Annotated in this window: 13 protein-coding genes; 12 read left to right on the forward strand and 1 reads right to left on the reverse strand. The window is 40.7% G+C overall.

What is annotated here, in order from left to right; genetic code table 11:
* Positions 1 to 122: 122 nt before the first annotated feature.
* From BIY37_RS02500 to BIY37_RS02555, 12 genes are all read left to right on the forward strand, one after another.
* Positions 123 to 614 (forward strand): 3-isopropylmalate dehydratase small subunit, encoded by a 492-nt coding sequence (locus BIY37_RS02500; RefSeq protein WP_070066262.1) that lies wholly within the window; start codon positions 123 to 125, stop codon positions 612 to 614.
* Positions 615 to 749: 135 nt separating this feature from the next.
* Positions 750 to 1,940, forward strand: coding sequence for an FprA family A-type flavoprotein (locus BIY37_RS02505; protein ID WP_070066263.1), 1,191 nt, complete (start codon positions 750 to 752; stop codon positions 1,938 to 1,940).
* A gap of 35 nt (positions 1,941 to 1,975) precedes the next feature.
* Positions 1,976 to 2,383, forward strand: a complete 408-nt coding sequence (locus BIY37_RS02510; RefSeq protein ID WP_070066264.1) for a bacteriohemerythrin — start codon at positions 1,976 to 1,978, stop codon at positions 2,381 to 2,383.
* A 547-nt stretch (positions 2,384 to 2,930) separates the two neighbouring features.
* A complete protein-coding gene (gene hpf / locus BIY37_RS02515; protein ID WP_070066265.1) occupies positions 2,931 to 3,290 on the forward strand; it encodes a ribosome hibernation-promoting factor, HPF/YfiA family in 360 nt (119 codons plus the stop codon).
* Positions 3,291 to 3,323: 33 nt separating this feature from the next.
* Positions 3,324 to 3,794: a PTS sugar transporter subunit IIA gene (locus BIY37_RS02520; RefSeq protein ID WP_070066266.1), complete on the forward strand. Its 471-nt coding sequence runs from the start codon at positions 3,324 to 3,326 to the stop codon at positions 3,792 to 3,794.
* 171 nt (positions 3,795 to 3,965) lie between these two features.
* Positions 3,966 to 6,020, forward strand: a complete 2,055-nt coding sequence (gene ptsP / locus BIY37_RS02525) for a phosphoenolpyruvate--protein phosphotransferase (RefSeq protein WP_080324788.1) — start codon at positions 3,966 to 3,968, stop codon at positions 6,018 to 6,020.
* A gap of 97 nt (positions 6,021 to 6,117) precedes the next feature.
* On the forward strand, positions 6,118 to 6,729 hold the full coding sequence (locus BIY37_RS02530) for a TIGR03936 family radical SAM-associated protein (RefSeq protein ID WP_261340825.1): 612 nt from the start codon (positions 6,118 to 6,120) through the stop codon (positions 6,727 to 6,729).
* 13 nt (positions 6,730 to 6,742) lie between these two features.
* Positions 6,743 to 8,263 (forward strand): Rne/Rng family ribonuclease, encoded by a 1,521-nt coding sequence (locus BIY37_RS02535; RefSeq protein ID WP_070066268.1) that lies wholly within the window; start codon positions 6,743 to 6,745, stop codon positions 8,261 to 8,263.
* Positions 8,264 to 8,373: 110 nt separating this feature from the next.
* Positions 8,374 to 8,694: a 50S ribosomal protein L21 gene (gene rplU, locus BIY37_RS02540; RefSeq protein ID WP_070066269.1), complete on the forward strand. Its 321-nt coding sequence runs from the start codon at positions 8,374 to 8,376 to the stop codon at positions 8,692 to 8,694.
* Between the two features lie 130 nt (positions 8,695 to 8,824).
* On the forward strand, positions 8,825 to 9,076 hold the full coding sequence (gene rpmA, locus BIY37_RS02545; RefSeq protein WP_070066270.1) for a 50S ribosomal protein L27: 252 nt from the start codon (positions 8,825 to 8,827) through the stop codon (positions 9,074 to 9,076).
* A 111-nt stretch (positions 9,077 to 9,187) separates the two neighbouring features.
* On the forward strand, positions 9,188 to 10,216 hold the full coding sequence (gene obgE, locus BIY37_RS02550) for a GTPase ObgE (RefSeq protein ID WP_070066271.1): 1,029 nt from the start codon (positions 9,188 to 9,190) through the stop codon (positions 10,214 to 10,216).
* Positions 10,207 to 10,968 carry a type III pantothenate kinase gene (locus tag BIY37_RS02555; protein ID WP_070066272.1) on the forward strand — a complete coding sequence of 254 codons (762 nt, stop codon included), beginning with the start codon at positions 10,207 to 10,209 and terminating at the stop codon, positions 10,966 to 10,968. The genes obgE and BIY37_RS02555 overlap by 10 nt, the downstream gene beginning before the upstream one ends.
* Here BIY37_RS02555 and BIY37_RS02560 read toward each other — a convergent pair.
* Positions 10,965 to 11,405: a TPR end-of-group domain-containing protein gene (locus BIY37_RS02560; protein WP_080324790.1), complete on the reverse strand. Its 441-nt coding sequence runs from the start codon at positions 11,403 to 11,405 to the stop codon at positions 10,965 to 10,967. The two genes, BIY37_RS02555 and BIY37_RS02560, sit on opposite strands and share 4 nt — an antisense overlap.
* Positions 11,406 to 11,663: the final 258 nt, after the last annotated feature.

Genomic DNA, 11,663 nt, shown 5'->3' on the forward strand with positions numbered 1-11,663 from the left:
TTTATCGCCTATAATCCGTAAAGTAAGCAGTAACCTTGTTCCCTTTGGTAAAGGAATGAAGGGGTGCAAATACTTTCTAAAGAAGAAGAGTGTATAAACGAATACGATAAGAGAGGACGGTAATGAAGGGTAAATGCTGGAAGTTTGGGAATAATATCAATACGGACGAAATTATACCAGCACGATATTTAAATACCACGGATGTAAAAGAGCTTGCCTCTCACTGCATGGAAGATGCTGATCCGAATTTTATGAAAAAGATTAAGGTGGACGATATTATTGTTGCAGGAGATAATTTCGGGTGTGGGTCTTCCCGCGAGCATGCCCCCATTGCCATCAAGGCGGCAAAGATTTCCTGTGTTATTGCAAAGTCCTTTGCCCGCATCTTCTTTCGGAATGCCATTAATATCGGGCTGCCCATTTTTGAATGTCCTGATGCAGCAGAGCAGATCCGGGAAGGTGATGAAATAGAAGTTAACCTGACGGCCGGTGAAATTCTCGACCACACTTTAAAAAAGAGATTCAGATTCGAGCCATTTCCCAAGGAAATGCAGGAGATCATTCAGGTCGGTGGACTGATGAATTTTGTCAAAAAAAAGATGGCAGTTGGGTAAATCCCCAAACACGAATGGCAGATTTCAAATGTCTTCCAACGAAAGAAATCACCGTGAAAGGGTTTGGAAGTGGGGAATTTGATGTCTGAATTTTTGCAATATTAAACCAAATTTACATGCGATGGTAACGCTGTTATGCAGACCTTGGAAATCACCAAAGATATTCATTGGGTAGGGGTGTTGAATGCAACTCTTAGGGCGTTTGATGTAGTATTTCAGCCCAGGTTCGGAACCACCTACAATTCCTATCTCATACGTGCAGATAAACCTGCCATCATTGATTGTGTTCATGAAAAGTTTGCTCAGGAATATCTTGAAAAACTCCGGTCGTTAATTAACCTCAAAGATATTTGTTATATTGTGGTAAATCATACCGAGATGGATCATACCGGGGCTTTAAGTCTTTTGTTGCAAGAGACCCCGAATGCCCAAATCCTTTCCACAAAGACAGCAGCCCTTTTTCTGAAAAATATTTTGCATATGGATGTGAAGGGAAAGACGGTTGAAGATGGTGAGTGTGTCAGCCTCGGCAATAAGCAATTACAATTTATTCACGCGCCATACTGGCATTGGCCGGATACGATGTTTACTTATTTGCAAGAAGATCGTGTGCTGTTTCCGTGCGATGGTTTCGCCACCCATTTTTGCGATGAACGGCTTTTTAATGACCGGGTAGACGACTTTACCGAAGATTTTCGGTATTATTTTGAGCATGTCATGGGCCCCTTCCGGAAGAAGATCCTTGAGGCAATAGAAAAGATCAAAGGGCTGGATATCCGCCTGATTGCTCCAAGCCACGGTCCTATCCTGCGGACGGATCCATGGAAATACATTCATGCTTATAAAGACTGGAGTATGGTGCGAAAGGATCCCTATAAAAAATTGGTTCTGGTGTTTTATGCATCCATGTACGGAAACACGAAAAAAATGGCGGAGGCAGTAGCAAAGGGTGCCGCTACGGTTCATACCGAAGTCAAACTATTTGATGCTGCCAGCATATCGCCTGAATCCGTGAGGTGCGAGATGGAAGCTGCCGATGGCATCCTGATAGGCTCGTCGACGATAAATGGCGATGCGCTAAAACCCTTGTGGGATATTATTAGTGTTATGTTTAGCGTCAACGTAAAGCTTAAAAAATGTGCCACCTTTGGAGCCTATGGATGGAGTGGAGAGGCAACAAGACTCCTGGAAGAACGACTGAAAGGTCTCAAGCTTACAATTGTTCAGCCTCCCATAAAGGTTCTTTTGATTCCGACAGAAGAAAACCTGAAAAGGTGTTCCATCTTTGGATATGATTTTGCCACATCCCTGACAGCAGCCCAATGACGTGAAATAGTGTCTTTGAAGAAATTGAGGGCGATATGGAAAAAATAGTATGGGATGAAGGTTTTAGTGTCGGTGTTCGGGATTTAGATGAGCAACACAAACGGATCATTACCATAGTAAATACCCTGATTGACATGAAAGATGCAGAAGTTGATTCGGAAATTATCTCAGACACGTTGACAAAAATGACCCAATACGCCGGTGATCATTTTAAAGCAGAAGAGCAATACATGCTCAATTATGAATATCCTGAGTATTCGTCACAAAAAAAACAACATCAGGAATTTAAAAAAAAGACCGTTGATTTTTGCGTGGGAACTATGGTGCATAAAATAACGATTCCAACGGAAATGTTTGCGTATTTAAAGTCTTGGTGGACAAATCATATCCTGAAAGAAGATATGAAGTACAAAGAATTCTTTCATGCAAGAGGACTCAAGTGATCGGAAATTTGATTTCTCAAAGTTCTGACGAAAACACGAAATATCCTTGCAACGTCACGTGATGCACTTTCTCCGGATTAACTTCATGCGAAACGTGGTGTTTTGTACACATCGATTGTCCTCTCATTGACCGTTTTCAACTCACATGTCATCGTATTGGTATGCATGACCACATGTTATGTCTTCGGTTGCAGGGTGACATAAACAAACTTGTTTGTCCCTGTTGTTTGAACATACACACGGATTTGGAATATATCACACTGACAAACAGGGTTTGTCAGTGCCACCCTGTAACCCGCTTAAATAACATGAAAATTCCTATACGATCACGTTAAAACAAGACGTAATATAGAAAATCATACCTCCAAAAGATTTGACTACTTCAGCAATTTTGATGTCGTCTTGAGATATGACAACAGTTATTCCCTTTTTAATCAGCCTGTTTCTCTGGTGTAGTTTCTTAATTTTCTTGACTGAAAATTTTATAATAAGTACAATAATCAATTCCGATTTTTAAAAATCTGCATTTTTCAGAAAGGATGCTTCTTTGAAAAATATCACAATTGTTGCAAGGCATTTGGATATAACAGAAGCTATTAAAAATTACGCCTTGCTAAAGACGGAAAAGGTAAACAAATTTTCCGGACGGATTTTGCAAATACAAATTACCTTAGACATCGGTGGCGATAATAGCCATATTGTTGAGATGGTTGTTTCAGTTTCAAGGGGGCCTACGCTGGTTGCTGAGGTGTCGAATCCGGATATGTACCGGGCAATTGACCTTGTTGTGGATAAGATTGAGGCTCAGCTCAAAAAGCATAAGGGCAAAATCCAATCCAGGATCATCCGCAGAAAAAAATCTGTGGCTGAGGAAACAGAAGGTTTTGAAGGTATTCCAGAAGGATGATAGATAACAATTCTACAGGAGGGGTTTTATCGTATGAAGTTGACTGATTTTGTTGTAGAGGAAGCTATTATCACAGAAGTTAACGCTACGGAAAAAGAGGCTGTTATTCGAGAAATGGTAGGTTCGTTGAAAGATGCACAAAAAATCAACAGTAAGGATGTTGAAAATATTATTAAATCTCTTATGAAGCGGGAGGAGTTGGGCAGTACTGGCATTGGAAAAGGTGTAGCGGTTCCTCACACAAAACATGATTGCATAAAAAAAATTATGGGAACTATTGCTCGGTCAACAAATGGTGTTGATTTCAATGCCCTTGATGGAGAACCTGTGTATCTTTTCTTTCTCCTCCTTTCCCCGAACGATTCCGCTGGGGCTCACCTTGCTGCATTAGAAAGAATATCCACCGTTATACGAGATAACGATTTCCGCCGATTCATGAGAGAGGCAAAAGGTAAAGACGGTATAATTGAGATATTGCGTGAGGTTGACGGTATTCAGGTTTAATCTAAAAGCAATTTTCTCTCTCCTCAACAACGTGAAATTAAGGAAAAGTAATTCATACCTTTTGACCTAACAAAACAAAAAACACGGAAATCTTTTCCCATTTTATCGTATTTTAAAAGCAGTGGTTTTTGTATACAGCAAGAAGCTTCTGTACAGCATGTTTATTGAAATATGGATATTTACGCTAAAAATTTACAGTTATTAAAACGAAAGATAAAGATCTCGAACTCTAATGGATTGCATGCGAGGCCTGCTACCAAATTCGCAGAGATTGCCAATAAATATACGTCAGAAATCCGTTTAAAAGCAAAAAATAAAGAGGTTGACGGAAAAAGCATTATTGAACTTTTGACGCTTGGCGCAGAGAACGGCACAGAAATCGTTGTTAGTGCAAAAGGATCTGATGCGGCGGAGGCTTTAGATGCTCTGGAAGGATTAGTAAAAAGTAAGTTCGAAGAAGAATTCATGGAAATTCGAAAAGGAATTGCCGTTTCGCCAGGAGTGGTTATCCGCAATGCTTTTATGTTTGAGAGCGAAGGGTACCGTATCCCTCGCCATATTATAAAAAAAGATGAGGTCGAAGGTGAAATCCACAGACTTGAAAAAGCAATTGAAGATTCAAAAAGAGAAATTCATGATTTAGAGCAAAAGGTCTCAGAAAACCTGAGTTCTGAAATTGGGTCAATCTTTGGCACGCATCGGATGGTATTACAAGATGTACGTCTAAAAAACGAGATCATTGACAAAATTAAAAGAGCAAATTTTACACCAGAATTTGCGGTATCGCTTGCCTTGCGTGTTTACATTAGGAAATTTCAAGATATCCACGACTCGTATCTTGCAGAACGGGTAAGTGATATTTTTGATATCGAACGGCGACTATTAAAAAACTTGTTGGGTGAAAAGAGAGAGGAACTGAAAAATCTTGCCGAAGAAGTGATCTTGGTAGCCCATGATCTTACCCCCTCTCAAACGGCTTCGCTCGATACCGAGAAAGTTAAGGGATTTGCTACTGATGCAGGTGGCCGGACGTCTCATACCGCTATCGTTGCCAGGGCATTAGGTATACCCGCTGTAGTGGGGCTTGGAACAATTACCGCGGATGTCTTTGGAGGTGATACGGTCATTGTGGATGGTAATAGTGGTGTTGTTATCGTTAGACCAGATGATGAAACACTGGCGGCATACCAAACCAGGGTTAAAACCATTCATGTCTTTGAAGAAAGACTAGCCACCGAGCTAAGAGATCAACCCTCGACCATGGGCGATGGTAAACATATTTCTATTTTTGGAAATATAGAATTTCCAAAGGAAGTCAATATAAATGTAAGATATGGTGCGGAGGGGATCGGTCTCTACCGAACAGAATTTCTTTATCTGGGTGCGCCCAAACCTCCGACAGAAGAGGAGCATTTGGAGGCATATGCAACAGTTGTACAGGAATTACAGGATAAGCCTGTTATTATCAGAACACTGGATCTTGGCGCTGACAAATTTGACTATTTAGATAACAGAAAAGAAGGAAATCCCTTCTTGGGGTGTCGTTCTATCCGTTACTGTTTTGAAAATCCATCCATATTTAAAATACAATTGAGAGCTATTTTGCGGGTGTCTGCCCAAGGTAACGTAAAGATTTTATTTCCTCTGATCTCTTCTCTCCAAGAATTACAACGAGCAAAGCAGATGGTTTGGGAAACTATGGAAGAATTAGAAAAGGAAAATGTCTCTTTCAATAAAAATATTGAGATGGGCGTAATGCTTGAAGTCCCCTCTGCGGTTATAATTGCAGATCTCTTGGCAAAAGAGTGCGATTTCTTCAGTATTGGCACGAATGATCTTATCCAGTATTCCCTGGCTGTTGACAGAAATAATGAGAGGGTCGCTTATTTATACTGTCCTGTCCATCCGGCGATATTAAGGCTTTTAAAAGTAGCGATCAAAGCAGCAGCAGACAACAATATCCCTATTGGGATATGTGGTCAGATGGGAAGTGAGATTGAATATACTGCGCCGCTTATTGGTATGGGACTTACTGAGTTTAGTGTGGCGCCTGCGACAATTATACCGGAAATAAAAAAAATTGTACGATCAATTACCTTTGAAAAAGCAAAGGAGATAGCCGAAACAGCATGTCAATTTGAAGATCCGGAGAAAACAATGGCTTACCTTAGAAAAATTGCTATTGATATTCTGCCAGAGGTATTTGACGGACAAAATTATTCTTGACACCAATATGTGTCCTTATTAGAATTTCTCGTAACTCTTTTAATTTATTATAGTTGAAGTTTTTATGTAAGGTTGGCATATTAAATCAAGAATACGTATTCGATTCAGCAAATCAGGCGACATTCGCTTTATTTCTCATCATGATTTAATGAAGCTTTTTGAGAGGGCTATCAGAAGGGCAAATATTCCAATAGCGATGTCCAAAGGCTTCAATCCGCATCCGAAATTGTCCATTCCCATTGCATTAGGTGTTGGAATATCCGGCAATGATGAAGTTTTGGAACTGGAATTGCTTAGGCCGATGTCCGTTGAAATTTTAGTTGAATGTTTGTGTCTTCAATTACCAAAAGAAATTTATGTTCTTTCTGGAGAAGTCATTGCTGACAGCGAGAGATGCCCGGTTCGTGATGTGATCTATGAAGTGGTATTTAAAAACCCGGAGTTTTTAAATACGGTAAAGGTTAGCGAATTTTTACAACAGCCGTTTATTGTTGTAAACCGCACCAAAAATGAGCACCAAAAATCTTTTAATATTCGACCGTCTATTCAGGGAATCACAGTAAAGTCGGGCCGTTTAATTCTATCTATAAAAGTAGAAACCGAAGGTATGGCGAGGCCCGAAGAAGTGGTCGGTGCTTTGCTGGAGAATGGGAGAAAAGAGATCTTTGAGATTATCAGAACAAAAATCAATTTGACTTCTTCTGCATAACTGAGGGAAAAACATGGACAAGAAGATGCTTATTAACGCAGTAGAACCTGAAGAATGCCGAATTGCTATTTTAGAAAACAATATTTTGGAGGAGCTCTACATTGAAAGGAGTTCCCGCGGACAGATTGCGGGAAATATTTATAAAGGAAGAGTCGTTAATATTGAGCCTAGTATCGAAGCAGCATTTGTGGATATCGGACTCAAAAAAAACGGATTTCTCCATGCATCAGATGTTTTAATTCCGTCAGAAAACGGGAGCCAGTCATCTGACACTGATGCTCATGGCAAACCGCATCGGGAATTTCGCAAAATACGGGATCTTCTGCATCCGGGCAAAGAGGTGCTGGTTCAGGTAACAAAAGAAAGCATTGGCACTAAGGGCCCTAGTCTTACAACGTATATCAGCCTGCCAGGCAGATTCCTGGTTTTAACGCCCGATGTTCCGCGTCACGGAGTTTCCAGGAAAATTGCAAGCGATGAGGAGCGGCTAAGATTAAAAAAAATTCTTGCAGGATTAACACCCCCCGCAAATATTGGCTTTATTATACGAACAGCAGGAGAACAGCAGACAAAAAAAGAGATCCACAAGGACTTTCACTATCTCTTAAAGCTCTGGAAGAATATAGAGAAACAGACAAAAGACGTCAAAGCCCCTGCTACCATTTACCAGGAAAGTGATCTGGTTATTCGCGCTATTCGGGATATTTTTTCGACAAACATACAAGAAATCATCGTGGATACGGAAGCTGTTTATGGAAGAACCCGTGACTTTCTTCGTATGATTATGCCTAAATCTGAAAAGCTGTTAACCCTCTATAGCGAGGATAAGCCTCTATTTCATAAATATAATATTGAACAAGAGATTGAGGCAATAAACTGTAGAAAAATCCGTTTGCCTCGTGGAGGCTCAATTGTTATTGAACAGACCGAGGCATTGGTGGCAATTGATGTCAATAGTGGTAAATTCAAAGAGGAGTGCGATCCGGAAGAAACGGCCTTTAAGACGAATCTCAAAGCAGCCAAGGAAATTGCACGCCAGATCCGGCTGCGAGACTTAGGTGGTGTGATTGTAATTGACTTTATTGACATGAGAACAGAATCGCATATTCATGCTATCGAAAAGGTCGTTACGGATGCGTTGAAAAGAGATAAGGCGAGAACAAAGATGCTCAAGATGTCGAAATTTGGCACCATCGAACTTACCCGGCAACGGATTCGGTCAAGTCTTCGGGATGTTCTTTTTGAAGAATGCAAATTTTGTGGCGGTACGGGATATGCTAAAACCGTTGAGAGCCTTTGCTTAAATGTCATGAGAGATCTGAAGTTTGCTATCCATTCATCACAAATTGCGAAAATTGAGATTGTTGCGAATCCCGCGGTTGCAAATTACCTGCAAAATCAAAAGAGAAAACAGATGATAGAGATTGAAGAATCTTATAATAAAAAGATACACATTTTTAGCACAGCGAATCACGAATACGGCAAGATCGATATTCGTTATTTAAACCAGAAAGACGAACCTGTTGAGATCTAAATATATTAGCAAAGATTTGCTTGCTGCCGATAAATATGGTAAAGTAACAGATGCAGCTTTTTTGTAGATACGTATCACAAGAAACGGATAAAGAAAGGAGAAGGTAAATAATGTATGCAATTGTAAAAGACCGGGGTAAGCAGTATAAGGTAAGGGTTGGCGAACGCTGTCTCATCGATCTGAAGGCCGATGCACAAACTGGACAAATCCTGGAGTTTGATAATGTATTAGTTTGCTCAAATGAGGAAGGTAAAACGACTTTAGGGGCTGATACCAATAAAAATGCGAAGGTTATTGCAGAAGTTGAGGGCATAAAAAAGAGCGCAAAATGTATGACCATAAAATTTCGCAGAAGAAAAGAATCTCTGACAAGAAGAGGACATAGAGAAAAATATACCCGTATAAAAATTAAGGAAATTATTTGCGACTAGTCGGCAATGAATGATGCAAGAACTTTAATTGAAAAGAGCAAAGTGAAAAATTGAGTTGTTTTCAGCCGATACAACGGGTGTTTTTTATACATCAACAGGATTTTAATTTTTTGAAACGGAGGTTAGCAGTATGGCTCATAAAAAAGGGCAGGGTTCGTCAAAAAATGGAAGAGACAGCAATCCTCAAAATCGTGGGGTAAAAAGATATGGTGGACAATTTGTAACCGCTGGCTCCATAATAGTACGCCAATGCGGGACAAAATTTAAACCGGGAAGAAACGTCGGAATCGGCAGGGATGATACTCTTTTTTCGATGATAGACGGAACGATAAAATTTGAAACGAGACGTCGCGTGAGTGTTTATACAACACCCAGATCATAAGGTCTTTTCCCTTTCCCGTTTTTTTACGGATTCATGGTACTTCTTTCAATTGGGTCTTTCCTGAAATATGTGTTATTAGTTTCTTTGATGTTGACCGCAGCAGGTTAAACAATGTTTGTCGACGAGGCAGTTATATTTGTAAAGGGAGGCGATGGCGGAAACGGATGTGTGAGTTTCAGAAGAGAAAAATACGTCCCTTACGGAGGTCCAGACGGAGGGGATGGAGGTAAGGGTGGCGATATTATCATCCACGTCAGTGATAAAATAGACACCTTGCTGGATCTCACTTCCCGGGTAAAATATATTGCAGGAAACGGTGCACATGGAAAGGGCTCTACCAAAAGAGGTAAAGATGGTAATGACCTTAGTATTAACTTACCACGCGGCACCGTAATCAAGGATAGAGAAAGTGGCCGTATTCTCAAAGACATGGACACGGCTGGGGAGAATCTCGTTATTGCGCGGGGAGGAAGAGGGGGAAGAGGAAACAAGTGTTTTGCAACCTCTATCAATCAGGTTCCTCGACAGGCGGAAAAGGGGAGACCCGGCGAAGAACGATGGCTGATCCTTGAATTAAAATTACTTGCAGATGTTGGTCTTATTGGAATGCCAAATGCCGGAAAATCAACCTTGCTTTCTCGAATATCAGCTGCCAGGCCTAAAATTGCCGATTATCCGTTTACCACATTACAACCGCAATTAGGAATTGTGGAAGTAGAGGATTATCGAAGATTTGTTGTTGCCGATATTCCCGGGCTTATAGAAGGGGCACACCGGGGGGTAGGACTTGGAGATGAATTCCTCCGGCACATTGAAAGGACACGGTTGTTGGTCCATCTCTTAGATGTCTCACCGTTTGCTACGGTGGCTCCTGCAGAAGCATATTTCATCGTACGGAATGAATTAAAACAATATAATCCTGTTCTTGCTGAAAAGGCAGAAGTTGTTGTTGCCAACAAAATAGATCTTCTTGATTCTGAGGCTGGTATGAAATGCATTCAAACTCTGGAAGAGAAAATATCCAGGCCTGTTTGTCCCGTCTCTATGGTTACCGGCAATAATATCAGCCTGCTGATAAGTCTGATGGTAAACGCATTACAAGAGACGCAATCCGCTCTCCATGCATCTGTATGCAGTTAGCAATTGATATTGGCAACACCAACATCCATATTGGAATATTCGAAGAAGACATTTTGCGCTCCACGCATACCGTTGGAAGCGGATCTCTGCATCAGACAAATTTTACGAAAATTCTCACTCCCGCCATTTTTTTCAAAACACAGGCTGTTATTCTCGCATCTGTTAATCCTCAGGCAGAGGCATGTGTCATAGAATATCTCGGAAAACATAGCCCAGTACAACCCTGTCGCATCGGGAAAGAGATTCCAATCCCTATGCCGATTTTGACCGAATCTCCCGAAATGGTAGGTATTGATCGACTGGTAAATGCAATCGCCGCATTTGAAAGGACGAAAAATCCGGCGATTGTTGTTGATGCAGGTACCGCAATAACCATTGACGGAATAAATGAGAAAGGGGCTTTTTTGGGAGGAATTATTGCGCCGGGGATAGGGATGTCTTTAAAGGCGCTACATCATGCTACGGCGCTTTTACCCCTCGTATCTATCAGCAAACCAAAAAATGTCTTTGGAAAAAACACGGAAGAAGCAATAAGGTCGGGTATTTTCTGGGGGACGGTCGGAATGATACACCAGGTGATTGATATGATGAGCAACGAAATGAAATGCCAGCCACCGGTAATTGTAACCGGAGGAGATGCGTCTGTATTGGCACCAGAGCTTCCCGTCGCTACTACAGTGTTACCGTATCTGACGTTGGAGGGAATTCACCTTGCGTATAAAATTAATATTGCATCGCTGCTGCCGTATTAGCTAAATTTTAATTTTTCAATCAATTTTTGGTATCGGACATCTTCTCTCAGATGAGCCAAATCCTCATCCCTTTCCAAATGATAAATGTCTTTATAGCCTAACATAATTGCCCTTTTCAGCGCTTCAAAAGCAGCGTTAATGTTTTTCAGTAGTGCATAACTACAGGCAAGATTATAATGAACCAGGGGGGATTCCGGTTTAAGACGGCACAATTTTTGATCCGTGAGAAGCCCTTTTTCATACATACCCTGAGCGGTATACGTATTAGCCAAATACATGAGACAATCAATATAATTGGGGTTCCGTTCAAGGATGCCTTCAAAAAACCAAATGGTAAATTCCTCCCCTTCCTTTTTAAATTCAGGGGCGTTCAGGGTGAAATCATAATTTGGCAAGGTGATTGAATTGAAGGATCTGCTTTTCGTTTCCATTTTCATTAGTTGATTACTCGTTTTTATCAATCATGATTGTTGCTCTAAATTAAATATATTTATAAAATCTGCACTTGTCAAGCTTCGGGATAAATATTTTATATCACGGAAGTAGTGGAGGGAAGAAAAACGCCTATCGATAAGGAGGTTATAAAAAACAGGATCAACAGCAAGGAAGATATCTCACTGAAGGCTATTGCCGATATTATGTAACTATTCAGCGAAACGGATGGTGAGAGAGAATATTTTCTCGGAATAGTTAGG

The sequence above is a fragment of the Candidatus Brocadia sapporoensis genome (assembly GCF_001753675.2).
GTDB lineage: Bacteria > Planctomycetota > Brocadiia > Brocadiales > Brocadiaceae > Brocadia > Brocadia sapporoensis.